The sequence below is a fragment of the Streptomyces sp. BI87 genome (assembly GCF_025957665.1).
Lineage (GTDB): Bacteria > Actinomycetota > Actinomycetes > Streptomycetales > Streptomycetaceae > Streptomyces > Streptomyces albidoflavus.
This window is the reverse complement of record NZ_CP110079.1, coordinates 5,140,739-5,165,816: the sequence shown is the minus strand read 5'-3', so window position 1 is coordinate 5,165,816 and position 25,078 is coordinate 5,140,739. Positions and strand designations below refer to the sequence as shown.

Below are 25,078 nucleotides of genomic sequence, written 5' to 3'. Positions count from 1 at the left end.
CCCCGCCGCCCTCCTACTCTTTGCCCATGCTTTACACGAAGAAGCTCATCGGACTGGCCGCCGTCGGTGTTCTCCTGGCCGGCTGCGGCTCCTCGGACTCGGACTCGGCGGGCGCGGCGGAGGGCGCACCGGCGAAGGGGGCGGGACAGGAGTCGCCGGCGGCCGGGCAGAAGGTGCTGCCGGTCGCCCTCGACGGGTCCCGGGGGAAGGTGCTCGAACGGGGCGCGGAGGAACTGAAGGTCACGCCGAAGCCGGAGAACGGGGCGCCCTTCGCCGAGCAGGTCGAGCACAAGCTGCGCGAGACGGTCCTCGGCACCGCGAAGGTGCCGGGGAAGACCTCGGCGACGTGCCCGGACGGTGTCACGCTGAAGGCGGGGGCCGTCTCGTCCTGCGAGGCGACGTACGAGGGCGCCACGATCCCCTACGAGGTGAAGATCAGCGACTCGTACAAGGAGGGCGGTTTCCTGACCATGTACAACACCAAGGCCGGGAAGGGGCTGCTGGTCGCGGAGGCGGTCTACGAGGAGTTCTGGCAGCGGTTCGGGGGGCCTGAGTCGGCCTATCCGGAGGCGTCGAAGCTCGCCTGCGACGCGTTGCCGGCGGCCGAGGCGGTGGAGCTCGACACCGACACCGGGCACCGGTGTCAGGTGTGGAACGAGCACGGGAACCAGGGCAAGGGCGGCTACGCCACGTACGAGGTGCGGATCGGCGGGTACGGTCCGGGCTTCCGGCCGGCGAGCTGAGGCGGGCGGCTCCTCCGGCCGTAGCCGGCGGCCGGAGGAGCCGGCGCGGGTAACACGGGATTCACACTCGGGCAACGGACGCGACATCGGGCGTTGGCAAGCTGCCCGCTATACCCCGCAGCACCCGCAAAGGATGGCGTTCGTGACCTTCAAGGCTGAGTACATCTGGATCGACGGCACCGAGCCGACCGCCAAGCTGCGGTCCAAGACCAAGATCCTCGCGGACGGTGCCGAGCCGGGCATCTGGGGCTTCGACGGCTCCAGCACCAACCAGGCCGAGGGCCACGCCTCGGACCGCGTGCTGAAGCCGGTCTTCCAGTGTCCGGACCCGATCCGCGGTGGCGACGACATCCTCGTGCTCTGCGAGGTCTTCCACATCGACATGACCCCGCACGAGTCGAACACCCGCGCCCTGCTGCGCCCGGTCGCCGAGCAGTTCGCGGGCCAGGAGCCCGTCTTCGGCATCGAGCAGGAGTACACCTTCTTCGACGGGCAGCGCCCGCTCGGATTCCCCGAGGGCGGCTTCCCGGCCGCGCAGGGCGGCTACTACTGCGGTGTCGGAGCCGACGAGATCTTCGGCCGCGAGATCGTCGAGAAGCACCTCGACCACTGCCTCGCCGCCGGTCTCGGCATCTCCGGCATCAACGCCGAGGTCATGCCCGGCCAGTGGGAGTTCCAGGTCGGCCCGCTCTCGCCGCTGGAGGTCTCCGACCAGATGTGGGTGGCCCGCTGGCTGCTCTACCGCACGGCCGAGGAGTTCGGCATCTCCGCGACCCTCGACCCGAAGCCGGTCAAGGGCGACTGGAACGGCGCCGGCGCGCACACCAACTTCTCCACCAAGGCGATGCGCGAGGGGTACGAGGCGATCATCACCGCCTGCGAGTCGCTCGGCGAGGGCTCGAAGCCGATGGACCACGTCAAGCACTACGGCGCCGGCATCGACGACCGCCTCACCGGCCTGCACGAGACCGCCCCGTGGAACGAGTACAGCTACGGCGTCTCCGACCGCGGCGCCTCGGTCCGCATCCCGTGGCAGGTCGAGCAGGACCAGAAGGGGTACATCGAGGACCGCCGCCCCAACGCCAACGTCGACCCGTACGTGGTGACCCGCCTCATCGTGGACACCTGCTGCACCGCGCTGGAGAAGGCCGGCCAGGTCTGAGCCCGGCCCGCGCCACGACCGCCCGTCCGGGGGCGTCCGCCGAACGGCGGGCGTCCCCGGCGGCGTTCGGCGGCCCGGACGGTCGGCGTATCAAGGAGTGGACAAGGTGTCCAGGAAGGCTGCTGCGCGGAGCGGGCCCGTGCTTCAATGGCTCCATGGCCGGCTACCAGTACACCACCACGGGGCGATGCGACCTCGAACCGTTCTGGCCGTCCCGTCAGCACCACGACTTCGACCGGGTGTGTTGCCGCGCGTGACCGCGCAGGCCCTCTGAACACCGCTCACCCGGTCTTCGGCCCGCGCACGGACATCCCGTCAGGCCCCGGCCCGTCCTCCCGGACGGCTCCCGCCGCGACGGTCCCGATCTCCCCTCCGCGCGAAAGAGCTGACCCCACCATGGCGAACACCCGTACGTTCACCGCGTCCACCGCTCCCATCCTCACCCCCGCCGGCGGGGCCGAGGGGCGCCCGCCGCTCGCCCGCCACCGCCTGCGCGCCGTCGACCGCGACGAGACCGTGCCGCCGGCCGGGGTCGCCGCGCTGCTGCCGCCCGGCGCCACCTGGCTGCCCGCTCCCCCGCACACCCTCCCCTCGCTGCCGGGCCGCCCGCCGATGATCGGCTACCTGGTGCTGGTCCCGGCCGGCGAGGCGCCGCTCGCCGCGCCCGCCACCGCCCCGCCCGTCCCCGAGCCCGCCCCGGCCGCGCCCGCCGAGGAGGCGGCCCCGGAGGGCGAGGGGCATCCGGTGCGGGTCGACCCCCAGCGGCGCACCGCCTTCGTGGACGGCCGCCCGCTGGAGCTGACCTACCTGGAGTTCGAGCTCCTGGCCCACCTGGTCCGCCACCCGCACCGGGTGCACACCCGCGACCAGCTCGTCACCACCGTCTGGGGGTACGGGCACGTCGGCGACGGGCGGACCGTGGACGTCCACATCGCCCGGCTCCGCCGCAAGCTGGGCGCCGAGTACCGCCGCTCCATCCAGACGGTGCGCCGGGTCGGCTACAAGTACACCCCGTCCACCGCCCGCGACTAACCGGATCTTCCCGTAGCAGAACCCGGCCCGCGCCGGACCCACCGTGGCGCAGAGTGGCCCCATGAGACTTCTGGTGCTGGGCGGTACGGAGTTCGTGGGGCGCGCGGTCGTCGAGGCGGCGCGGGCCGGGGGCTGGGAGGTGGACCTCCTCCACCGGGGCCGTCATCCGGCGCCCGAGGGGGCCCGGGCCCTGCTCGGGGACCGGACGGCGCCGGGCGGGCTCGACGCGCTGGCCCGGGCCGCCGCCGAGGGGCCCGGCTGGGACCTGGTGGTGGACACCTGGTCGGGGGCGCCCTCGGTGGTCCGGGACAGCGCCGCGCTGCTCGCCGCGTACGCCGGGCGGTACGCGTACGTCTCCAGCCGCTCGGTGTACGGGCCGCCGGTGGCACGCGGCGCCGACGAGAGCGCGCCGGTCGTCGCGGGCGACCCGGACGCGGCGGCGCGAGGCTACGCCGAGGACAAGCGGGGCGGCGAACTCGCGGCGTCCCGCGCCTTCGGCGAGGAGCGCACGCTGTGGGCGCGGGCCGGGCTGATCCTCGGCCCGTGGGAGAACATCGGCCGCCTGCCGTGGTGGCTCAGCCGCATCGCCCGGGGCGGCGAGGTACCGGCGCCGGGCCCCCGCGACCTGCCCCTCCAGTACATCGACGCCCGCGACCTCGCCGCCTGGCTGCTCGCGGCCGGGCGGTCCGGCCTCCACGGGGCGTACGACCTGGTGAGCCCGCCCGGCTTCACCACCATGGGCGAACTCCTCGACACCTGCGTGACGGTGACCGGCTCCACCGCCGAACTGCGCTGGCTCACCCCGGAAGCAGTGCTGGCGGCGGGTGCCGAACCGTGGCGGGAGCTGCCGGTGTGGATTCCGCCGGACACCCCGGACCACGCGGCCCTGCACGGCAGCGACGTCTCGAAGGCCCTGGCGGCCGGGTTGCGGTGCCGCCCGGCGGCCGAGACGGTACGGGACACCTGGGCGTGGCTCACCACCCTGCCCGGCCGGGTGGCACCGCAGCGCCCCGACCGGCCGGTGGTGGGGCTGCCCGAGGAGAAGGAGGCGGCGCTGCTGGGGCGGGGCTAGGCCGTTTCGTTCGGATCACCGGGCATCTTCCTCTGGTCCGCCCGATGATCCGAACGAAACGGCCTAGACGCCCGGCATCAGCGTCCCGTTCGCCATGCTCCGCGACGGAACCTTCTACGAGCCGAGAAGCCCCCGACTCGCTTGACGAAGGGCATGGAGGCACCCCCCAGGAGGCACATTGAGGGCGCCGGCAGCATCAGGTGTGCGGGCCCCGGCCCCCGTTCCGGGCCCCGCGCACCTCGCTTGCTCACAGGCCGTTGCTGGGCGTCCGGCGATGGTGAACTCCACCGTGGCTGCTGTGTGCCGGGCGGACCCTCGCGGGTCAGTCTCGCGGGCACGCTGAGTGCCCGGGTGCCGTGCGTTGCGTCCGCAGGTGTCTGGTCTCGTGGTCGGACGGGCAGTCCCGGTTCACGCGACGCCGTCGTACGAGTGGGACTCGTAGACGGTGCCACCCTTGACGACCATGAACTTGACGCGTACGAGGGTGCCTTCCTTCAGGTTGCCGGTCTTCCACGGCGAGCAGTAGCCGGCGTTGTATCCGCGTGTGGTCGCCACGCGGTCGATCGATCCGTCGCGATGGATGTCCAGCGTCACCTCGACGCCCTTTCCGTCGGTGGTGTTGTCGCACGCCCTGATCGCGTCACCCGGATCCCCGTTCCACGGGTCGGGGGCCCAGTAACCGGTTCCTCCACGCATGAACTGGATGACCTGGCCCTCCGCGGCGTGCACCTGCGAGGGCCCGCCCAGCAGCAGCGCGACAGCTCCGGCGAGAATGCCGGTCGTTCTGACTCTGCCGAATGTACGCATAAGCAATTCACCTTACGGAAAGAGTGATTCGGGAAACCCGCCGACGGTCGCGAGCTCTCGGTGGTGGCGCGTTGGTTCGGCGCGCTGCCCCGGTTGTCCTCGCCTCGCACATCCTGCCGAGGGGGGAAGAGGCGAACAAGACGAGATCGCTAAACGCTTGTTTAGGCAACGCGCCAGGTGAAGACACTGCCGAGAGCCCGGAAACCCTCCGTACCGCCCATCGGCCACCCCGCCTCGACAAGGGAGACGCCTGCCGGAACGGCTCGGGCTCGAAGCCTTCCTCGTGCTCGCCGAAGAGCTTCACTTCAGGCGTACCGCGGAGCGGCTGCACGTCACGACCGGCCGCATCGGCCAGGTCCTGAAGAAGCCCGAAGCTCGCGTGGGCGCGCCCCTCTTCGCACGCGACGGCCGCATCGTCACCCTCACGGGGATCGGCGGCCAACCGCGCGAAGACCGGCAGAGCGACCTCGGGGAAGGCAGGTGCGTCACCGGCCTGTCCGGCGGTGAGGACGAACGCGAGGGGCCGGCAGCGGGCATCGGCGGCGAGGTGGATCTTCGTGGTCAGTCCGCCGCGGAAACGGCCGATGGCGTGGTCACCGGGTTCGCCGGCCGGCGAACCTTCTTACGGGCCCCGGCCGCGTGCTGACGGGCCCGCACGATCGTGGAGTCGACCGAGACGGCCCGGCCGAGATCCCCGTCCGCATCTGCCTGGGCCACCAGCGCGGTGAAAACCCGCTCCCAGGTACCGTCGACCGCCCACATCCGCAGCCGGTTGTAGACACCCCGCCAGTTGCCGTACCTCTCCGGAAGGTGCACCCACCGCGTACCGGTCCGGAACTTGTAGGCAATCGCGTCGACCACCTCATGATGGTCACGCCAGCGGCCACCCCGCTTCGGCGTCCGATCCGGGAGCAACGGCTCGATCCGCGCCCACTGCGCATCAGTCAACGGCCCACCCGGACCAACGACCGACCTGATCCGAACGAAACGGCCCAGGGCGGGTCAGGGCGTCCAGACGTACCGCACGTCCGGCTCGCGTTCCTCGTTGCGGGTGCCGTCGGTGCGCTCGGTCTCGGTGAAGCCGTGGCGTTCGTAGAAGCGGTGGGCGGGGGTGTTGACCTGGAAGGTCCACAGGACGAGCCCGGCGGGGCGGCGTTCCTTGGCGAGGGTGACGAGGCGGTCACCGAGGCCCTGGCCGCGCCGGTCGGGGGCGAGGTAGAGCTGCTCCAGCTCGTCGCCGTCGAGCACCAGGAGGCCGACGGCGCGCTCCCCGTCGAAGGCGCCCCAGGTCTCGCACCCGGTGACGAGGTGGGCGAACCAGTCGCGTACCGCCTCGTCCCCGTGGGCCCGGCGGACCGTCGGCAGGGCGGCGGCGAAGGAGCGCAGCCAGACCTCGGCGAGGGCGGGGGCGTCGGCGGGCAGGGCGCGGCGCAGGAGTACGGCCGGTCCGCCGGTGCGGACGTCGCTGGTGTCGGTGTCGGTGTCCACGGCGGAGGACTGTCGCACACGGCGGGGGCGGGCGCAGCCGCTTTTCGCCTGGTCGCCGTGCGGGAGCGGGGAGTTGGCCGGTGCAGAAAGGCGGTGCAGGGGGCTGGGCAGTGGATGTGCCCGAACGTACATTGACGCCATGCCTAATACGACGAAGGGCGTGGGGCCGGTCGCCTCGGAGCACACCCCGCTCACCGCGCGGAAGGTCTCCTTCGCCTGGGAGGAAACACCGCTGCACTGGGTGCCCGGCGATCCGTTCACCACGCACACCATCAACGTGCTGCACCTGCTGCTGCCCGCCGGTGAGCGCTGGTTCGTCCACGTCTACCAGCAGGTCCTGCCGTACATCCGGGACGAGAAGCTGCGCGAGGACGTCATCGGCTTCATCGGCCAGGAGGCGATGCACGCGCAGGCCCACGACGAGGTGCTGCCGCACCTGCGGGAACAGGGGCTCGACCCGACGCCGTACACCGCGCAGGTGGACTGGCTGTTCGAGAAGATGCTCGGCGACCGGACGCTGCCGCCCGGTCGGGCGCGCCGCTGGTGGCTGATGGAGCGGGTGGCGCTGATCGCCGCCATCGAGCACTACACCGCCTTCCTCGGCGACTGGGTGCTCAACGCCGAGCGGCTGGACGCGGTGGGGGCCGACCCGACCATGCTCGACCTGCTGCGCTGGCACGGCGCCGAGGAGGTCGAGCACCGCTCGGTCGCCTTCGACCTCTTCCAGCACGTCGACGGCGGCTACCGGCGCCGGGCCCGCACCTGGGCCACCGCGTTCGGCGCGCTGCTCTTCCTCTGGCAGCGCGGGGTGCGCTTCTTCCTGGAGAACGACCCGACGCTGCTGGAGGGCAAGGGCAGCTTCACGGAGTTCTACCGCAAGGGCCGGGCCGGGATGCTGCCGAGCACCCCGGCGATCCTCAAGTCCGTGCCGACCTATCTGCGGCGCGACTACCACCCCTCGCAGGAGGGCAGCACGGCACAGGCCGTCGCCTACCTGGCCTCCTCCCCGGCCGCGCTCGCCGCCGAGGCCGCCACCGCACCCGACGCCCCGAAGGACGCCCGCTGATGGCCCGTCTGCGTACCGTCGTCCTCGCGGCCGGCGCCGCCGTCCTGGTGCGGCGCGCGCTGCGGACCCGTATCCGCCGCTCGCCGCTGTGGCCGCTGCCCGCCCTGGAGGAGCCGGTGTCGGGGCGGCCGCGCAGCCGGGCGGCGATCCTGCGCGTCGTGCGGCGCGACACCCCGGCCGACGGGGTGGTGCGGCTGCGGCTGGAGGGTACGGGCGAGCTGCCGGCCTGGGAGCCGGGCGCCCACCTCGACCTGGTGCTCCCCTCCGGCACGGTCCGGCAGTACTCGCTCTGCGGCGACCCGGCCGACCGGTCGGCGTACACCGTGGCGACCCGGGTGATCGAGCTGGCCGAGGGCGGCCGGGGCGGTTCGCTGGAGCTCCACCGGGAGCTGCGCGAGGGCACGGAGGTGACGGTCCGCGGACCGCGCAACCGCTTCCGGCTCACCCCGGCCCCCGCCTACCTCTTCGTCGCCGGCGGCATCGGCATCACCCCGCTGCTGCCGATGGTGCGGGCGGCCCAGGCGGCCGGCGCCGACTGGAAGCTTCTCTACGGCGGCCGGACCCGGGCCTCGATGCCCTTCGCCGACGAGCTGGAGAGGCTGGGCGGCCCCGAGCGGGTCACCCTGGCCGCCGAGGACGAGAGCGGCCGGCCCGACCTGGCGGCGGCACTGGCCGGCACCCCTGAGGGCACCACCGTCTACTGCTGCGGCCCCGAGGGGCTGATGGCGGCGGTCGAGGCGGCCCTGCCCGAGGGCTGCGTCCTGCGCACCGAACGCTTCGCGGGCGGCCCGGCAGGCCGCCCCTCGGCCGCCCGCGGCGACCTCCCCTTCGAGGTCGAACTGCGCCGCACCGGCCGGACGGTGACCGTCCCGGCCGACCGCACGGCCCTGGAGGCGGTACGCGAGGAGCTGCCGGACACCCCGTACTCCTGCACGCAGGGATTCTGCGGGACCTGCCGGCAGCGGGTGGTCTCCGGCGAGGTCGACCACCGCGACGAGCTGCTGACCGACGGCGAGCGGGACGAGGCGATGCTGCTCTGCGTCTCCCGCTCCCGGGGCGGGCGGATCGTGCTGGATCTCTGAACGCGCCCGGCCACACCCCTGGTTCAGGTAGGTGAGGACGGCGCGGACGCGGCGGTGGGTGTCGGCGTCGTCGGTGATGCCCAGCTCGCCGAACAGGCGGTGGCGCCCTCGCCTACGGCACTCGCCGTTCTCACCGGGAGCACAGGGGCACCCCCGACTCCCGCAGGTCGGTAGTCTGTTCGGTATGACGACCGGGACGCGCCGCAGAATGGGTGTCGAGGAGCGGCGGCAGCAGCTCATCGGTGTTGCGCTGGAGCTGTTCAGCAACCGCTCCCCCGACGAGGTCTCCATCGACGAGATAGCCGCGGCCGCCGGCATCTCGCGCCCCCTCGTCTACCACTACTTCCCGGGCAAGACGAGCCTGTACGAGGCGGCGCTGCGCCGGGCCGCCGAAGACCTGGCCCAGCGCTTCGACGAGCCGCGCGAAGGCCCGCTGGGGGCCCGGCTTCAGCGCGTGATGGGCCGGTTCTTCGACTTCGTGGACGAACACGGCCCCGGTTTCTCGGCGTTGATGCGCGGCGGCCCCGCCCAGTCGGTCAGCGGCGACCCCGGCTCCTCCTCGGCGGCCACGGCGCTGATCGACTCCGTGCGGCAGGCGGCGTACGAGCAGATCGTCTCCCACCTGGACCTGGTCGCGGTGCCGCCCCGGCTGGAGCTGGTGGTGCGGTCCTGGGTCTCGCTGGCGGAGTCGACGGCGCTGCTCTGGCTCGACGGCCGCAGGACCGAACGGGCCGCGCTGGAACTCCAGCTGGTGCACGACTTCGGCGCCCTGGTGGCGGTGGCCGGCGCCTACGACGAGGAGATCGCCGGGGTGGTCCGCCGCATCCTCGCCCAGGAACCCCCGGACGGCCCGTTCACCGACCTCGCGGTACGCCTGCTCACCCTCCTCCCGGCCGAGGCCGAGGTACCGGCGCAGGCTCCGGCCCCGGCGGAGTGAGGGCTCACCTCGCGCGGCCCTGCCGAAGGTCCACCTGGAGCAGGTACGGGGAGCCGGCGAAGCCCCGCCGCGCGCAGGCGGGTACGGCACGCTCGCTGGAGTGCACGGTGACCCGCTCGGCCCCGAGCCCCGCCGCCCGCTCCAGCACCGCGTCGATCAGCACCCCGCCCAGCCCACGGCCCCGCTCCTCCGGCACGACGTACGTGCACTGCGCCTGGTGGGCGGGAGCGCCCGCGCGGGATCTCGCGGGCGCTCCCTGGCCGCTGGGGCTCAGCCCGCGCGGAAGACCGCGACGGTGCGGGCCGGGACGGTGAAGGTGCCGGTGCGGCGGTCGTAGGCGGAGTCCTTGACGACCGGGTCCGCGCCCCGGGCCTGGACGGGGTGGAGGGCGTAGCGGGTGCCGGCGGCCGAGGTCAGGCGCTGGTCCTGGGTGTCGGGGGTGGCGTTGAGGACGACGACCAGGTCGGCGAGGCGCATGGTGAGGACGCCCGGGGTCTCGTCGGGGCCGGAGAGCGGGAAGCTCAGGGCGCGCTGGACCTCGGCGGTGGTGCGCAGGGAGAAGGAGGGTTCGGTGGCGCGCAGGGTGAGCAGGTCGCGGTGGGCGGCGGCGCTCGCCTCGATCTCGGCGCAGCCGACGGAGACGGTGGTGAGCAGCGGCTTGGCGTACTCCCACTTGTCCTGGTTGTCGGCGGCGGGCGGCAGACCCCGGCCGAAGCCGTTGCCCTGGCGGCAGTCCCAGTGCAGGGCGTTGAACCAGTCGCCGCTGTCGTAGGAGTTGCGGTCCAGGGACTTGGAGCGGAGCCGGTCGGTGCCGGCCTGGGAGAGGGCGGGGCCCTGGGAGAGGGTGGCGGTGGCCATCGCCAGGATCTGCATGCGGGCCCGGTCGGCGGCCGGGGTGCCGGCGGGCAGTTTGAAGGCGAGGGCGTCGAAGAGGGTCTCGTTGTCGTGGGCGTCGGCGTAGGCGAGGGCGTCGCCGGGGCGTTCGGCGTAGCCGGCGGGGGCGCCGTTGTAGTCGACCCCGGCGCCGGTGGTGCGGCGGCCGGTGGAGTCGGTGAGCCGGTAGTCCGCGAGGTTGCCGGTGAGGCCGACCTTGATCAGGTCCTGGTAGTGCAGGAGCCGGGCGCGCTGTTCGGCGCGGGTGCCGTTGGCGGGCGAGTCGTTGGGGTCGGTGTACAGGCCGGAGGCGAAGCCCTGGACGCCGGGGTCCTCGTCGAAGGGGCCGCCGCCGCGGACCGCGTCGCGGGCCCGGTCGGAGAAGGTGGCGATGCCGGTGCCGGCCATGTTGGCCTGGCCGGCCTGGACGAAGCGGGCGTCGTCGGCGACCTCGCCGAAGGTCCACCCCTCGCCGTAGAGGATGATCCGCTTGCCGTCGACGCCGTCGCGGGCCGGGGTGAGCGCGTCGAGGGCCTTGCGGACGGCGACCATGTTGGCCTTGGGGTGGTGGCCCATGAGGTCGAAGCGGAAGCCGTCGACCTTGTACTGCTTGGCCCAGGTGACGACGGAGTCGACGACGAGGCGGCCCATCATGGCGTTCTCGGGGGCGGTGCCCGCGCAGCAGGTGGAGTTCGCGACGGAGCCGTCGGCCAGCAGGCGCTGGTAGTAGCCGGGGACGATCCGGTCGAGGACGGAGGTGTCGGCCTGGCCGGAGGCGGCGGTGTGGTTGTAGACGACGTCCATGACGACGCCGAGCCCGTCCCGGTTGAGGGAGCCGACCATCTCGCGGAACTCGCGGGTGCGACCGGGCCCTTCGGGGTCGGTGGCGTACGAGCCCTCGGGCACGGTGTAGTGCAGCGGGTCGTACCCCCAGTTGTAGGCGTCCCCGGCGGCGCTCGCGGTGACGCACTCCTGCTGGCGCGGGGAGTCGGCGGGGAGCGCGGGCAGGTCGCAGTCGGGGGTCTTCGCGTCCTTCTCCGGGATGGTGGCGATGTCGAAGACGGGGAGGAGGTGGACGTGGGTGGTGCCGGCGTCGGCGAGGCGGCGCAGGTGGCGGGCGCCGTCGCTGTCGCGGTCGGTGAAGGCGCGGTAGGTGCCGGGGTGGGCGTTGGTCGGGTCGGAGGCGGAGAAGTCGCGGACGTGGAGTTCCTGGATCTGGGCGTCGCGCAGCGGGACGGCCTTCGGCTTGCGGAGGTTCTTCCAGCCGGGCGGGGCGAGCTCCGGGTCGTCCAGGTCGGTGACGAGGCTGCGGCGGGAGTCGGTGGTGAGCGCGACGGCGTAGGGGTCGGTCACGGTGTTGGTGACGGTGCGGCCGGCCTCGGGGGCGTAGACGGTGACGTCGTAGGCGTACTCCCGGTCCTTCCAGCCGCGTTCGCCGGTGACCGTCCAGACGCCGGAGGCGGCGTCTCGGCGCATCGGGACGGTGCGTCCGTCGAGGTCGAGGGCGACGCGGCGGGCGGTCGGGGCCCAGACGGAGAGGGTGGGGCGGCCGGTGCGGTCGAAGGTGGCGCCGAGCGCGCGGCGCTGGGCGGCGTCGGCGTACAGGTCGTCGAGGACGCCGGCGGTCTGCACGGCGGTGGCGGCGGTGACGGTGCCGTCGGAAGCCAGTTGCTGGGCGACGAGCCGGCCGCGCAGCGCCTCGGCGGCGAAGCGCCGGTCGCGGGGGTCGACGCGCCAGGCGTCGTACGCGGCGAGGTGCGGGAACTTCTTGAGCTGGGCGGGGGTGAGCTTGCCCGGGGCGAGCCGCAGTGCGCGCGTGCCGGAGCCGGGGCGCATCTCCGCCGCCTCCTGCCGCTCGGCCTCCTGGGCCGGGGCGAGGAGGCGGGCGCTCGTGGTCTTCGCGGCGCGCGGCCAGGCGACGGTGCGGGCGTCGAGCCAGACGGCCTCGGCGGTGTCCTCGGCGGCGGCGGCCCGCGGAGCCGGGGCGTCGGGGGTGTCGGCAGTGGCCGGGAGGGTGGCGGTGAGGGCGGCGCACAGGCCGAGACTCACCGCGAGGATGGTGGTCCGTCGCACGGGGACGGGTCTCCTTCGAGGGCGGGGGCCGCCGGGCGGGGTTCGCGGGGCGGGTGCGGCAGCGGCCCGGCGTCCGCGGGGAGGCGGGCGCCGGGCCGAAGGGGGCGGGGTCAGCCGCGCCAGGTGTCGTGGAGAGTGAGGGCGCCGGTGGAGCCGACGGTCGCCGTGCGGTTGGCGCCGGACTCCCAGACGGCCTTCCCTGCGGCGTCCTTGCGCAGGTACTTGTACTGGAAGGAGGTTCCGGCGGGCAGCGGCACGTCGAGCTTCCACACCGGGTAGGCGGCCGGGTCGAGCTTGAGGGCGCGGGCCGGGTCCCAGTTGCCGAGGGCGGCCTGGTCACCGGTGACGTAGATGTTCTCGCCCCAGGCGGTGGAGGCGTTGACGTGGAAGGAGGCGGAGGTCTGCCCGGTGCCGGGGCCGGTGCCCCCGCCGGAGCAGGTACGGGCGCCGGTGTGCAGGGCCAGGGCGGTGCCGGGGGCGACGGTGGCGGTGAAGGTGCCGTCGGAGGCGACGGTGACCGGCTTGCGGCTCTGGACGTCGCAGTAGGCCCCGCCGGGCAGGCCGCTCTGGAAGGTGCGGTTCAGCGCGGAGCCCTCGTGGTTGATGGCGACGTACGCCTTGTCGCCGCGGCCGAAGGCGATCTGGTCGCCGCCGTTGTCCCACCAGTGGGTGACAGGCTGCCCGGAGGCGGTGTTGCGCAGGCCGACCATGGAGGAGAGCTCGGGCCAGGCGTGCTGGCACTTCCAGCCGTCGCTGTAGCAGGAGTTGACGGTGCCGCCGTCCGGCGGACCGGCGTCGTGGTCGGTGAACTCGTAGCCGGAGTGGACGTCCGGGGAGCCGTAGGGCCAGGCCAGCATGAAGACGCCGGCGAGGGTGTAGGCGGAGCCGTTCTTGTAGTTGAGGGTGTCGCCGCCGCGCTCGGTGTCGTGGTTGTCGACGAAGACGGCGGACTTGCCGCTCGCCATGTAGCCCCAGTCCTCGCCGAAGTTCTTCAGGTGGGCGAGGTTCTCGTTCTGGAAGACCCGCTTGAGGTCGCGGGCGTAGCGGAACTCCTGGACGTCGCCCGTGCCGAGATACTCGCTGGGCTGGACGGCCTCGCCCGCGCCGTGGATGGCCTCCTGCTTCCAGTACGTGCTCCCGTTGCCGACCTTGGCCTTGATGGCGGCGAGGTCGGCGGCGGGCATGTGCTTGGCGGCGTCGATGCGGAAGCCGTCGACGCCGAGCGAGAGCAGGTCGTTGAGGTAGGCGGCGATGCGGTCGCGGACGTACGGCTCACCGGTGTCGAGGTCGGCGAGGCCGACCAGTTCGCAGTTCTGGACGTTGGCGCGGTTGCCGTAGTCGTTGATCTCGCTGCGGCAGTCGTCCATGTCGGCGCCGGACCAGATGCCCGGGTAGTCGTACTTCTGGTACGCGGTGCCGCCGGTGCCGGTGCCGGAGCCCGCGGCCATGTGGTTGATGACCGAGTCGGCGACGACTTTGACGCCGGCCGCGTGGCAGGTGTCGACCATGGACTTGAAGGCGGCCCGGTCGCCGAGCCGTCCGGCGATCTTGTAGCTGACGGGCTGGTAGGAGGTCCACCACTGGGCGCCCTGGATGTGCTCCTGGGGCGGGGAGACCTGGACGTAGCCGTAGCCGGCCGGGCCGAGGCTGTCGGTGCAGGCGCGGGCTACGGAGGCGAACTTCCACTCGAAGAGGACGGCGGTGACGTCCTTCGCCCCGGGCGGGGCGGCAGCGGCGGGGGTGGGGGCGGTGAGGGCGGTGGCGGCTGCCGCCAGCACGGCTAGGGACGCGGTGGCGAGTCTGCGGGCCATGTGGTGCCTCCTGATCGGGGGGCGGAGGGCTGAATTCTCTTGCAGCAAAACTGCAAGGAGCGTCGCGAAGCAGACCGTAGAGCGAGTGGTACCCGCGGTCAACCCTTTGGACACGAACCCGAAACACCACGGACATCAAAGGGGTTGGGCGCCAGAGAGCAGGCCCCGCAAGCCTCTGCAAGAGGTTGCGGGCGGCTCAGGACGAAGCGCCCCGTACGTCCCATCCGTCACCCGGCACCCACTGGGCGGTGGAGCCGCGCACCACCAGCTCCGGCTGGAAGACGAACTCGGTGCGCTGCACGGTCTGGTGGGTGATCTCCTCCAGCAGGGCGCCGACGGCGGCGGTGGCCATCGCGTGGACCGGCTGGCGGACCGTGGTCAGCGGCGGGTCGGTGAAGGCGACCAGCTGCGAGTCGTCGAAGCCGACCACCGAGAGGTCGGCGGGGACGTCGAGCCCCCGCTCCCGGGCGGCCCGGACGGCGCCGAGCGCCATCAGGTCGCTGCCGCAGACCAGCCCCGTGCACCCCTGCTCCAGCAGCGACCCGGCCGCCGCGTGGCCGCCCTCGACGCTGAACAGGGTGCGGCGGACGCGCTGTTCGGCCTCCTCCCGCGGAGTCCCGAGGATCTCGGCGAGGGCGTCGGCGAATCCTTCCGCCTTGCGGCGCGAGGGCACGTACCGGTCGGGCCCTATGGCGAGACCGATCCGCCGGTGGCCGAGGTCGGCGAGGTGGCGCACCGCCATCCGGACCGCCGAGCGGTCGTCCGGGGAGACGAAGGGGGCGCGGATGCGCTCGTTGTAGCCGTTGATGAGGACGAAGGGGACGCCGCGCTCGGTCAGCCGGGCGTAGCGGCGCGGGTCGGCGGTGGTGTCGGCGTGCAGGCCGGAGAGGAAGACGATGCCGTTGACGCCGCGCTCCTCCAGCTGCTCGACCAGTTCGTCCTCGGTGGCGCCGCCGGGGATCTGGGTGCAGAGCACCGGGGTGTAGCCGTAGCCGGCCAGCGCCTGTTCGACGACCTGGGCGAAGGCCGGGAAGATCGGGTTGGTCAGCTCGGGGGTGATCAGGCCGATGAGCCCGGCGCTGCGGCGGCGCAGCCGGGTGGGCCGCTCGTAGCCGAGCAGGTCGAGGGCGGCGAGGACGCGCTGCCGGGTGGAGTGGGCGACGCCGGGGCGGCCGTTGAGGACACGGCTGGCGGTCGCCTCGCTGACCTGGGCCTGCGCGGCGATGTCCGCGAGCCGCGGGACGGCCGGGGAGCCGTCCCGCGGGGCGGGCAGGGTCACACCGTCCACCACACCGTGGTGTCGGCGGGCAGCTCGAAGGTCCCGTCCTCGGCGACGGCCGGGGCCGCGCCCTGGGAGGCGAGCAGCGGGCGGCCGGGGGCGGGGAGCCGGACCGGGGCGCCGGTGGTGTTGGCGGTGCAGGCGAACTCGGGGCGGGCGAAGGCGAGGACGCCCTCGGGCGCCTCCAGCCAGCTGATCTCCTGGCCGGCGCCGAGCCCGGGGTGTTCCCGGCGGACGGCGAGCGCGGCCCGGTACAGCTCCAGGGTGGAACTGGGGTCGCCGGTCTGCGCCTCGACGCTCAGCTCGCCCCAGCCCGCGGGCTGCGGGAGCCAGCTGCCGCCGGGCCCGAAGCCGGCCGAGGGCCCCTCGACGGTCCACGGGATCGGCACCCGGCAGCCGTCGCGGAAGCCGTCCTGTCCGGCGGCCCGGAAGTACGAGGGGTCCTGGCGGACCTCGTCGGGCAGGTCGGTGACGTCGGGCAGGCCCAGTTCCTCGCCCTGGTAGACGTAGGCGGAGCCGGGCAGGGCGAGCATCAGCAGGGTGGCGGCGCGGGCCCGGCGCAGGCCCAGGGCGCGGTCGCCGGGGGTGCGCAGCTGGGTGCCGCCGGGCGGGTTGGCGAAGCGGGTGGCGTGCCGGGTCACGTCGTGGTTGGAGAGGACCCAGGTGGTGGGGGCGCCGACCGGGCGCATCGCGGCGAGCGAGGCGTCGATGACCTCGCGCAGCGCCTCGGCGTCCCAGTAGGTGCTCAGGTACTGGAAGTTGAACGCCTGGTGCATCTCGTCGGGGCGGACGTAGTGGGCGGTCCGCTCGACGGTCGGGGTCCAGGCCTCGGCGACCAGGACGCGGTCGTCGCCGTACTCGGCGAGCAGCGCGCGCCAGTCGCGGTAGACCGCGTGGACGCCGTCCTGGTCGAAGAAGGGCATGACCTCGTTGCCGAGCAGCTTGACCTGCTCGCCGGCGCCGATGTCGGGCAGCCCCTCGGCCTTGATGAGGCCGTGCGCCACGTCGACGCGGAAGCCGTCGACCCCGATGTCGAGCCAGAACCGCAGGATGGAGCGGAACTCGTCACGGACGGCCGGGTGCTCCCAGTTGAAGTCGGGCTGTTCGGGCGCGAAGAGGTGCAGGTACCACTCGCCGTCGTCCGTGCGGGTCCAGGCGGGCCCGCCGAAGATGGACTCCCAGTCGTTGGGCGGGAGTTCGCCGTCGGTGCCCTTGCCGGGGCGGAAGTGGTAGCGCTCCCGCAGCGGCGAGCCGGGGCCCTCGGCCAGCGCCTGGCGGAACCAGGCGTGCTGGTCGGAGGAGTGGTTGGGGACGAGGTCGACGATGGTGCGCAGCCCCAGCGCCCGGGCGTCGGCGATGAGCGCCTCGGCGTCGGCGAGGGTGCCGAACATCGGGTCGATGGCCCGGTAGTCGGCGACGTCGTACCCGGCGTCGGCCTGCGGGGAGGCGTAGAAGGGGCTGAGCCAGACGGCGTCGACGCCCAGTTCCTTGAGGTAGGGCAGGCGGTGGCGGATGCCGGGCAGGTCGCCCATGCCGTCGCCGTCGGCGTCGGCGAAGCTGCGGGGGTAGACCTGGTAGATCACCGCGTCGCGCCACCAGCCGGGAGCGGTGTCGGCGGCCGGGGCGGTGGGGGCGGGGGCAGTGAGGTGCTGGGTCATGTCTTCCCTGGTGTCATGAGGGGTGGCCTGGAGTGCGGCTTCTCTAGCCCTTTGTCGCGCCGGCGGTCATGCCGGTGACCAGGTGGCGCTGGACGAGGACGAAGACGATGACGGCCGGGACGGCGATCAGCACGGAGGCGGCGGTCATCGGTCCCCACTGGGCCGTGTACTGGTTGACGAAGGTCTGGAGTCCTCCGGCGAGCGTCATGTTGTCCTCGCCGACCATGAAGGCGGAGGCGTACGCGACCTCGCCCCAGGCGGTGATGAACGAGTAGAAGCCGGTGACAGCGAGGCCCGGGCGGGCCAGCGGCAGGATGAGCCGCCAGAAGGTGCCGAAGGGGTTGAGCCCGTCGACGCGTCCGGACTCGTCGATCTCGACGGGTATCGCGTCGAAGAAGCCCTTCATCATCCAGGCGCAGAACGGCACGGCGATCGTCAGGTAGGTGATGACCAGGCCGACCGGCTGGTTGAGCAGCCCCATCGAGGAGAAGAGGTTGTACAGCGGCACGATGAGGATCGCCATCGGAAACATCTGGGTGATGAGCAGCACCCACATCAGCGGCCGCATCCCGGGGAAGCGGAAGCGGCTGACCGCGTAACCGGTGGTGGCGGCGAGGAAGACGCCGATCACGGTGGTGGTGGCGGCGACGACCACCGAGTTGCCGAACCAGGTGAGGAACTTGGTGTCCCCCAGCAGGTGCGTGTAGTTGGCGAGGGTGGTGTCGCGGAAGAAGTCGGTGGTGGTGGCGAACTTCGCCGGCTTGAGCGAGGTCAGCAGTACCCACAGGGCGGGGAAGACGGCGACGACGGTGGCGATCAGCAGTGTGCCGTGCAGGCCGATCGAGGCGAGCGGGCTGCGACTGCGGCGGGTGTTGGGCATGGTCACCACACCTCTCCCTGCTTCTTGAGGACGCGGCGGTAGAAGAAGGCGAACACCAGCAGCAGGAGCAGGATGATGACGCCCCAGGTCGCCGAGGTGGAGAAGTTGCGCGGGCTGTCGACGAAGGTCATCCGGAACGCCTGGGTGACCAGGATCTCGGTGGCGTCGCCGGGCCCGCCCCGGGTGAGCAGGAAGATCACCGGGAACATGTTGAAGGTCCAGATGGTGGAGAGCAGGATCACCGTGGTGGAGACGGGCCGCAGCCCGGGGAGGGTGATGTGCCGGAACCGCTGCCAGGCGCTGGCGCCGTCCATCTCGGCCGCCTCGTAGAGGTCGCCGGGGATGGACTGGAGGCCGCCGAGGAGGGCCACCATCATGAAGGGGACACCGAGCCAGACGTTGACCGCGATCACCGAGAGCTTGGCGATGGTCGGGTCGTTGAGCCACGGCACGGCGTCGATGCCGCCGCCCACCAGGATCTTGTTGAGCAGGCCGTGCTTCTCGTTGTAGAGGAAGTTCCAGGAGAAGACGGAGACGAAGCCGGGGATGGCCCACGGCACGACCAGCGCCATGCGGTAGAAACCGCGCCCGGCGACCTGCCGGTTGAGCAGGGTGGCCAGCGCGAGGCCCAGGCTGTACGTGATGGAGACGCAGGCGACGGTCCACACGATCGTCCAGACCAGGCGCTGGAGGAAGACCGGGTCGCCGAAGGCGTCCACGTAGTTCTGGAGCCCGGTGAACTCGTAGGTGGCCGGGATGTGGTTGACGCCGATGGTCCGCTCGACGTTGGCCTCGGTGGCGTCGGTGAGCGAGAGCCAGATACCCCGGCCCAGCGGGTAGCCGACGATGATCGCGAGGACGATGACGACGGGCGCCACCATGGTCCAGGCGTACCAGTGCGTGGAGAGGGCGCGGCGTACTCCGCTCTCCCGCGTTCTGGCCGGGCGGCGCGGCCCGGGGACGGTTGCCTTCCCCGGCGCCTTGGCCACCGACGGGCCCGTGTGCACAGCCATCGGTCGGCCGGCCTCCTTCTTCTCCGTACGGGTGGGGCGTGCCGCCGCGCGCGGGGCGCGGCGGCGGCACGCGGCCGGGTCGGTTACTTGTAGTCCTTCAGGAGCTTGCGGTACGAGTCACCGGTGGACTTGGCGGCCTGCTCGGGCGTGGCCTGGCCGGTGAGGACCTTGGTGTACTGGGTCTGGAGCGGGGCGAAGAGGCTGCCGCCCTCGGGGACCCAGGGGCGCTCGACGGCGGTCTCGACGACCGGCTTGAAGAACTGCACGATCTCGTTGTCCGCGACCTTCGGGTCGCCGTAGACCGAGGAGCGGGTCGGCAGCAGGCTGAGCTTCTGGGTGACTTCGGCCTGGACCTTGGCGGAGCTCATGTACTTGACGAACTCGTAGGAGGCGTCGAGGTTCTTCGACCCGGCGTAGACGGCGTAGTTGTGGCCGCCCTGCGGGGAGCCGGCGGTCTTGGAGCCGGCCGGGACCGGGGCGACGCCGAAGTTGGCCTTGTCCTTGAAGGCGTCACCGGCGAGGGTGTCGGTCACGGCCCAGGGGCCGTTGATCGCCATGGCGACCTCGCCGTCCTTGATGGCCTTCTGCATGTTGTCCCAGCCGTTGGTGGCGTCGGTGACGGCCACCTTGGAGTCGACCAGTTCCTTGACGGCCTTGAAGGCGTCGACGGCGGGCTTGTCGTCGATGGTGACCGACTTGTCCTTGGTGTTGATCATGTCGCCGCCCTCGCCGTAGAGGAACGACAGGAACCAGTACGCGTCGTCGCCGCGCAGGTACAGGGCGGTCTTGCCGGTCTTCGACTTGATCGCCTTGGCGGCCTCGGTCAGCTCGTCGAGGGTCTTGGGCACCTCGACGCCGGCCTCCTTGAGCAGCTTCTTGTTGTAGAAGACGCCGACGGAGTCGATGACCTGCGGGACGCCGAAGGTCTTGCCGTCGTACTGGGTGGAGGCGGCGGCCTGCTTGAGGTAGTCGTCCTGCTTGTCGAGGGCGGCGGTGCCGTCGAGCGGGGCGAGGTAGCCGAGCGAGGCGAAGTCCGGGGTCCAGGCGACCTCGGAGCGGATCACGTCGGGGGCGCCGGAGCCGGAGGAGGCGGCGTTCTTGAACTTGTTCTGCGCGTCCGCGAAGGGCACGTTGACGTAGTTGACCTTGACCTTGGGGTGCTCCTTCTCGAAGCCCTCGGCCAGCGCCTTGAAGACCTTGTCCTCACTGCCGACGGTCGAGGTGTCCCACCAGGTGACCGTGCCGGCCAGTTCCCCGCCGCTCTTGCCGCCCTTGGCGCCGCTCTCGTCGGTGGTGTCCCCGCCGCAGGCCGTCGCCGCGAGCGCCAGGCTCGCCACGAGCGCGGTAGCCGCTATGCCACGTCGCATGTGTACTCCTTCAAGCACGGTCCCGATCCGGCGAGGGCTGAGGGCAGCCGTGCCTGCCGCTCCTTCGCGGCTTCGGGTCGGCAGGAACGTAACAGTCCTGAAATCTGTCCGAAAGAGCTTGCGAGAAATTTCTGCAAGGCGAGCCGATTGTTACCTCCACGTGTCCATTCGGTGCACCGTTCCCGACCAGGACGGTGATCTTCGTGGTTGAAAGGTCTTGCAAGGCGTTGCCGCCGTGGCCGGGAGCCAGCTCCTGACATCTCCGGAAACCGGCCCGCCTCCCCCGGCCGATGGGCAAGCGCGGACCCGGCCGGTACAGTCCCGTGTCATGACCGCGCGACTCGCTGACATCGCAGCCCAGGCGGGGGTCAGCGAAGCGACCGTGAGCCGGGTCCTCAACGGCAAGCAGGGCGTCGCCGCGGCCACCCGCGAATCCGTCCTCGCCGCGCTCGACGTCCTCGGCTACGAACGCCCGGTGCGGCTGCGCCGCCGCAGCGCCGGACTGGTCGGCCTGATCACCCCGGAGCTGGAGAACCCGATCTTCCCGGCGCTGGCCCAGGTCATCGGGCAGGCCCTGACCCGGCAGGGGTACACGCCGGTGCTGGCCACCCAGACCCCCGGCGGCTCCACCGAGGACGAGCTGACCGAGATGCTGGTCGACCGGGGCGTCTCCGGCATCATCTTCGTCTCCGGGCTGCACGCCGACACCACCGCCGACATGACGCGGTACGACCGGCTGCGCGGCCAGGGCGTCCCGTTCGTCCTCATCGACGGCTTCACCGACCAGGTGCGCGCCCCGTTCATCTCCCCCGACGACCGTGCGGCGATGCGGCTGGCCGTCACCCACCTCGCCTCACTGGGCCACACCCGGATCGGGCTGGCCCTCGGCCCGAAACGGTTCGTCCCGGTGGTCCGCAAGACGGAGGGGTTCACCCGGGCGCTGCACGACACCTTCGGGATCGACGCGGCCGAGGCCGAGCGGGAGTTCGTCCGGCACTCCCTGTACACACTGGAGGGCGGCCAGGCCGCCGCCGACTCCCTGCTGGACGGCGGATGCACGGCGGTGGTGTGCGCCAGCGACATGATGGCGCTCGGCGCCATCCGCGCGGTCCGCCGCCGGGGCCTCGACGTCCCCGCCGACGCCTCCGTGGTCGGCTTCGACGACTCCCCGCTGATCGCCTTCACCGACCCGCCGCTCACCACCGTCCGCAAGCCGGTCACGGCGATGGGGCAGGCGGCGGTCCGCGCCCTGCTGGAGGAGATCGGCGGGACGCCCGCGCCGCCCAGCGAGTTCGTCTTCATGCCGGAGCTGGTGGTGCGCGGTTCGACCGCCTCGGCACCCCCTCCCGACGCCTCCGGCCTGGGTGAGGTCCCCCAGAGGGAGATCGTCCGTAAGGCGTAGAGAATGCGGGACTGACCCGTCCGAGGGATGATCGGTCGGTAGGCGCGATTCTGACAGAATCCCTCCCTATGGGTGAGACCACTGTGACGACTTCTGAAGGCCGCCGACCGGCCCCCGATTCCTCGCCCATGGGCCCGGCAGGGCGCTCCACGCGGCCCGCGGGCCCATTCGGCCGCCTGCGCACCCCGCGGCGGCCCCGGATCTGGTTCGAGATCCTGCTCATCGCCGTCAGTTACTGGGTGTACTCCCTCATCCGCAACGCGGTGCCGGAGCAGAAGGCCCAGGCGATGGCCAACGCCGACTGGATCTGGGAGGTCGAGCAGCGGCTCGGCATCGCGGTGGAGCACGGCGTCAACCACGCGGTCAACTCGGTGACCTGGCTGATCGTGGGGATGAACTACTACTACGCCACGCTGCACTTCGTCGTCACCCTCGGCGTGCTGGTCTGGCTCTACCGCCGCCATCCAGGGCGCTACGCGGCCGCCCGCACCGTCCTCTTCGCCACCACCGCCGTCGCCCTGGTCGGCTACTACCTCTACCCGCTGGCGCCACCCCGCCTGATGAACGGGCAGCACTTCATCGACACCGTCCTGGTCCACCAGACCTGGGGCTCGATGGCTTCCGGCGACCTGAAGAACATGTCGAACCAGTACGCGGCGATGCCCTCGATGCACATCGGCTGGTCGCTCTGGTGCGGCCTGACCATCTTCGCCCTCGCCTCGGTGCCCTGGGCCAAGGTGCTCGGCCTGCTCTACCCGACGCTCACCCTGGTCGTCATCGTGGCCACCGCCAACCACTTCTGGCTCGACGCGGTCGGCGGCCTCGCCTGCCTCCTCTTCGGCTACCTGGTCGCCCGCCTCTGCTACGGGGCACTCCCGCAGGGCCTGCCCCGGCAGGTCCCGGACGACCGGCGCAGAGCCACGGCTCCCCCGGCCGCCGCCCCCACCCCCCCGGCCCCCGAACCGGCGCACTCCACCGAGCAGCCCCCGGCCGAGGAACGCCCGCTGCCCTCCCCCACCGGCCCCGGCCCGAGGGGCGCCACCGCCCTGACCCGCGCCTCCCCGGAACCGGCCCCCGCCCCCGAGTCCTGACGCCGGGGCCGACAGCCCGGCAGCAGCCCAACCAGCCCAGAACAGCCCGGCCGGCGCTTGAGGCCATCTTGAACCGGCACGCAAGGCCGGACCTCAGCCACAGAAACAGCCCGGCCGGCGGCCAGGCCACCCGGACGCCCGGCCAGTCGGGCGAGGCTCGCCGAAAGCGCGCCGCCCAGGCGATACGCACCCGACCTCGCCGGGCACACGCCAGACATGACCAAGGACCACGACGACGGGCGGCCGGACCCCGCGCACCGGCGCCCCGAGCCCATGAGCGACACGGCCGTCGAGGCGCTGGGGGCGCTCTCCAAGGCCCTGGAGACCACCGAGCGGGCCCGCGGCCACCTCTACTCCTTCCACCAGCTGACCGGCACCGCCGACTTCCAGCTCGACGAGGCGGTCCGCCTGCTGCGGGAGGCCGGCCACCCCGAGGAGGCGGAGCGGGTCCGCACGGAACTGGTGGGGCGCAACGTCACCCCGGGGCACTGGACGTTCCAGCTGATCGAGGAGTACGACGACGGCTACTACCGCCCCTTCGCCGCCCTGGAGGCCGAGCTGACCGGCCGGCTCGCCGGAGGCCGCCGCCACCTCTACGAGGCGGAGCTGAAGCGGCGGCGGCGCTCCTGACCAACTCCCCGCACGCCTCAGACGGCGCGGTGCCGGATGGAGCCGCCCACGACGGTGAGCGCGATCGGCGTCTCGGGCAGTTCGCCGGCGGGGGTGGTGAGCGGGTCGGCGGCGAAGGCGGTGAGGTCGGCGCGGTGACCGGGGGCGATCCGCCCGGCCACGGCCGCCTCGCCCGCCGCGGCGGCCGCGTGGCTGGTGACGCCCTCCTGCGCCATCAGGGCGCTCAGCCCGCCGCCCCGGCTCGCGGCGCCGCGCGGTTCCTGGGCCAGGGCCAGCACCTGGCGGGCGCCGTGGTGGGCGATGGGCCAGTCCGAGCCGAGCGCCACGTACGCCCCGGCCTCGCGCAGCTCCCGGATGCGCCAGGCGCGCCCGGCCCGCTCGGGTCCGAGCCTTCGGGACCAGGCGTCACTGTGGTCGGCGCGGGTGTAGGCGGTGTGCGGTGGCTGCATGGAGGCGGCGACGCCCAGCTCGGCGAAGCGCGGCAGCTGGTCGTCGGGGACGGTCTCGATGTGCTCGATCCGGTGCCGTCCCCGGGCACCGGGGCCGAGCGCGGCCACGGTGTCGAGCACGTGCCGCACCGCGGCGTCGCCGATGGCGTGGGTGGCGGTGCCGACCCCGGCCGCGTCCAGGGTGCGGACGGCCGCGCTGTACGCCTCGGGGTCCGGCCAGAAGGCGTCGGCACCCTGACCGTGGCAGTCGGCGTGTTCGAGCCAGGCGGTGCCGCCCTCCACGGTGCCGTCCATGAAGAACTTGACCCCGCCGACCCGCCACAGCCGCCCGGCGCGCGACTGGAGGGCGATCAGCTCGGCGAGGTCGGCCGGGGTGGAGCCGGGCATGCACCAGGGGGCGAGCCGCAGCCGCAGCGGCAGCTCCCCCTCGGCCTCGAAGGCGGTGAGCAGCTCGGGCACGGTGCCGTCGCCGAGGTCCATCACGTGGGCGCCGGTCAGTCCGGTGGCGGCCATCTCGCCGAGCAGGGTGCGCAGCCGGGCGATCCGCTCGGTGTCGGAGGGAGTGGGCAGGTGGGGCTGGACCAGGTCCATGGCGGCGTGCTCGATCAGGTGGCCGGTGGGGCGCCCGTCCGGGTCGCAGACGACGCTGGCGCGCTGGCCGAAGGTGCGCGGGCCGGTGATCCCGGTGCGGTCGAGGGCGGCGCCGTTGACCAGGGCGGAGTGGCCGTCGTAGAGGCGGAGGAAGACGGGGACGCCGGGGTGGACGTCCTCGATCAGGCTCCGGTCCAGGGGCTGGTCGCCGAAGGCGTTGTGGTCCAGGCCCCAGCCGAGGAGCCAGCCGCCTTCGGGGGCGGCGGCGTGCAGGGTGGCGCGGAGTCCGGCGAGGTCGGTGACGGCGGTGAGGTCGGTGCCGGCCGACATCTCCAGGCCCCATACGGGGTGGCTGTGGGCGTCGACGAGGCCGGGGGTGAGGGTGGCGCCGCCGAGGTCGACGGTCTCGGTGCCGGGTCCGGTCCAGCCGGCGGTGTCGGTGCGGTCGCCGACGGCCACGATCGTGCCGTCCTTGACCGCGACGGCTTCGGCACGGGGTCCGGCCGGGTCGAGGGTGTGGACGCGGGCGGCGGTGAGGACGAGGTCGGCTGCGGGCACGGGGGCGGCTCCTT

At 72.7% G+C, this 25,078-nt stretch carries 22 protein-coding genes and 1 pseudogene; 11 read left to right on the top strand and 12 right to left on the bottom strand.

What is annotated here, in order from left to right; translation table 11 throughout:
- The first annotated feature begins 26 nt into the window (after positions 1 to 26).
- From OIM89_RS23055 to OIM89_RS23040, 4 genes are all read left to right on the top strand, one after another.
- The gene (locus tag OIM89_RS23055) at positions 27 to 743 is read left to right on the top strand and encodes a DUF4333 domain-containing protein (RefSeq protein WP_238469708.1); all 717 of its coding nucleotides are present in this window, start codon (positions 27 to 29) and stop codon (positions 741 to 743) included.
- A gap of 142 nt (positions 744 to 885) precedes the next feature.
- The gene (glnII, locus tag OIM89_RS23050; RefSeq protein ID WP_030699708.1) at positions 886 to 1,905 is read left to right on the top strand and encodes a glutamine synthetase; all 1,020 of its coding nucleotides are present in this window, start codon (positions 886 to 888) and stop codon (positions 1,903 to 1,905) included.
- 396 nt (positions 1,906 to 2,301) lie between these two features.
- Complete coding sequence (locus OIM89_RS23045; RefSeq protein ID WP_030699707.1) at positions 2,302 to 2,937, top strand: winged helix-turn-helix domain-containing protein; 636 nt, start codon at positions 2,302 to 2,304, stop codon at positions 2,935 to 2,937.
- Between the two features lie 61 nt (positions 2,938 to 2,998).
- Complete coding sequence (locus OIM89_RS23040) at positions 2,999 to 4,009, top strand: NAD-dependent epimerase/dehydratase family protein (RefSeq protein ID WP_030699706.1); 1,011 nt, start codon at positions 2,999 to 3,001, stop codon at positions 4,007 to 4,009.
- A 408-nt stretch (positions 4,010 to 4,417) separates the two neighbouring features.
- Here OIM89_RS23040 and OIM89_RS23035 read toward each other — a convergent pair whose 3' ends face one another.
- Positions 4,418 to 4,816 (bottom strand): hypothetical protein, encoded by a 399-nt coding sequence (locus OIM89_RS23035; RefSeq protein WP_175458425.1) that lies wholly within the window; start codon positions 4,814 to 4,816, stop codon positions 4,418 to 4,420.
- A gap of 250 nt (positions 4,817 to 5,066) precedes the next feature.
- On the opposite strand from OIM89_RS23035, the pseudogene OIM89_RS23030 reads away from it, so the two are divergent.
- A pseudogene (locus tag OIM89_RS23030) lies at positions 5,067 to 5,279 on the top strand (helix-turn-helix domain-containing protein); the annotation flags it as partial.
- A gap of 98 nt (positions 5,280 to 5,377) precedes the next feature.
- On the opposite strand, the gene OIM89_RS30070 reads toward OIM89_RS23030, so the two are convergent.
- Entirely contained in the window at positions 5,378 to 5,764 is a 387-nt protein-coding gene (locus OIM89_RS30070) for an IS5 family transposase (RefSeq protein WP_413747420.1), read from the bottom strand.
- Between the two features lie 54 nt (positions 5,765 to 5,818).
- Positions 5,819 to 6,304, bottom strand: coding sequence for a GNAT family N-acetyltransferase (locus OIM89_RS23025; protein WP_264491594.1), 486 nt, complete (start codon positions 6,302 to 6,304; stop codon positions 5,819 to 5,821).
- 139 nt (positions 6,305 to 6,443) lie between these two features.
- On the opposite strand from OIM89_RS23025, the gene OIM89_RS23020 reads away from it, so the two are divergent.
- The 3 genes from OIM89_RS23020 (at position 6,444) to OIM89_RS23010 (ending at position 9,389) form a co-directional block, all read left to right on the top strand.
- Positions 6,444 to 7,370, top strand: a complete 927-nt coding sequence (locus OIM89_RS23020; protein WP_030699703.1) for a metal-dependent hydrolase — start codon at positions 6,444 to 6,446, stop codon at positions 7,368 to 7,370.
- The gene (locus OIM89_RS23015) at positions 7,370 to 8,452 is read left to right on the top strand and encodes a PDR/VanB family oxidoreductase (RefSeq protein ID WP_264491593.1); all 1,083 of its coding nucleotides are present in this window, start codon (positions 7,370 to 7,372) and stop codon (positions 8,450 to 8,452) included. Before OIM89_RS23020 ends, OIM89_RS23015 begins: the two co-directional genes overlap by 1 nt.
- Positions 8,453 to 8,636: 184 nt before the next feature.
- Positions 8,637 to 9,389 carry a TetR/AcrR family transcriptional regulator gene (locus OIM89_RS23010; RefSeq protein ID WP_107070019.1) on the top strand — a complete coding sequence of 251 codons (753 nt, stop codon included), beginning with the start codon at positions 8,637 to 8,639 and terminating at the stop codon, positions 9,387 to 9,389.
- A 4-nt stretch (positions 9,390 to 9,393) separates the two neighbouring features.
- On the opposite strand, the gene OIM89_RS23005 is transcribed toward OIM89_RS23010, so the two are convergent.
- From OIM89_RS23005 to OIM89_RS22970, 8 genes are all read right to left on the bottom strand, one after another.
- Positions 9,394 to 9,585, bottom strand: coding sequence for a GNAT family N-acetyltransferase (locus OIM89_RS23005; protein WP_238469712.1), 192 nt, complete (start codon positions 9,583 to 9,585; stop codon positions 9,394 to 9,396).
- A gap of 74 nt (positions 9,586 to 9,659) precedes the next feature.
- Positions 9,660 to 12,335, bottom strand: a complete 2,676-nt coding sequence (locus OIM89_RS23000) for an alpha-1,6-glucosidase domain-containing protein (protein ID WP_264491592.1) — start codon at positions 12,333 to 12,335, stop codon at positions 9,660 to 9,662.
- A gap of 110 nt (positions 12,336 to 12,445) precedes the next feature.
- Positions 12,446 to 14,146 (bottom strand): carbohydrate-binding module family 20 domain-containing protein, encoded by a 1,701-nt coding sequence (locus tag OIM89_RS22995; protein ID WP_030699699.1) that lies wholly within the window; start codon positions 14,144 to 14,146, stop codon positions 12,446 to 12,448.
- Positions 14,147 to 14,342: 196 nt separating this feature from the next.
- On the bottom strand, positions 14,343 to 15,437 hold the full coding sequence (locus tag OIM89_RS22990; RefSeq protein WP_264491591.1) for a LacI family DNA-binding transcriptional regulator: 1,095 nt from the start codon (positions 15,435 to 15,437) through the stop codon (positions 14,343 to 14,345).
- Positions 15,422 to 17,083 carry a glycoside hydrolase family 13 protein gene (locus OIM89_RS22985; protein ID WP_030699697.1) on the bottom strand — a complete coding sequence of 554 codons (1,662 nt, stop codon included), beginning with the start codon at positions 17,081 to 17,083 and terminating at the stop codon, positions 15,422 to 15,424. Before OIM89_RS22985 ends, OIM89_RS22990 begins: the two co-directional genes overlap by 16 nt.
- A gap of 43 nt (positions 17,084 to 17,126) precedes the next feature.
- Positions 17,127 to 17,963 (bottom strand): sugar ABC transporter permease, encoded by an 837-nt coding sequence (locus OIM89_RS22980; protein WP_181844024.1) that lies wholly within the window; start codon positions 17,961 to 17,963, stop codon positions 17,127 to 17,129.
- A gap of 2 nt (positions 17,964 to 17,965) precedes the next feature.
- Positions 17,966 to 18,976: a carbohydrate ABC transporter permease gene (locus tag OIM89_RS22975; RefSeq protein ID WP_003947731.1), complete on the bottom strand. Its 1,011-nt coding sequence runs from the start codon at positions 18,974 to 18,976 to the stop codon at positions 17,966 to 17,968.
- 83 nt (positions 18,977 to 19,059) lie between these two features.
- Positions 19,060 to 20,343: an extracellular solute-binding protein gene (locus OIM89_RS22970; RefSeq protein ID WP_030699694.1), complete on the bottom strand. Its 1,284-nt coding sequence runs from the start codon at positions 20,341 to 20,343 to the stop codon at positions 19,060 to 19,062.
- 328 nt (positions 20,344 to 20,671) lie between these two features.
- On the opposite strand from OIM89_RS22970, the gene OIM89_RS22965 reads away from it, so the two are divergent.
- The 3 genes from OIM89_RS22965 (at position 20,672) to OIM89_RS22955 (ending at position 23,466) form a co-directional block, all read left to right on the top strand.
- Positions 20,672 to 21,745 carry a LacI family DNA-binding transcriptional regulator gene (locus tag OIM89_RS22965; RefSeq protein ID WP_030699693.1) on the top strand — a complete coding sequence of 358 codons (1,074 nt, stop codon included), beginning with the start codon at positions 20,672 to 20,674 and terminating at the stop codon, positions 21,743 to 21,745.
- A 68-nt stretch (positions 21,746 to 21,813) separates the two neighbouring features.
- Positions 21,814 to 22,836, top strand: coding sequence for a phosphatase PAP2 family protein (locus OIM89_RS22960; protein WP_226965141.1), 1,023 nt, complete (start codon positions 21,814 to 21,816; stop codon positions 22,834 to 22,836).
- Positions 22,837 to 23,052: 216 nt separating this feature from the next.
- Positions 23,053 to 23,466: a hypothetical protein gene (locus OIM89_RS22955; protein ID WP_030699076.1), complete on the top strand. Its 414-nt coding sequence runs from the start codon at positions 23,053 to 23,055 to the stop codon at positions 23,464 to 23,466.
- Between the two features lie 17 nt (positions 23,467 to 23,483).
- Here the strand turns inward: OIM89_RS22955 and OIM89_RS22950 are convergent, their stop codons facing one another.
- Positions 23,484 to 25,064 (bottom strand): amidohydrolase, encoded by a 1,581-nt coding sequence (locus tag OIM89_RS22950; RefSeq protein WP_264491590.1) that lies wholly within the window; start codon positions 25,062 to 25,064, stop codon positions 23,484 to 23,486.
- Positions 25,065 to 25,078: the final 14 nt, after the last annotated feature.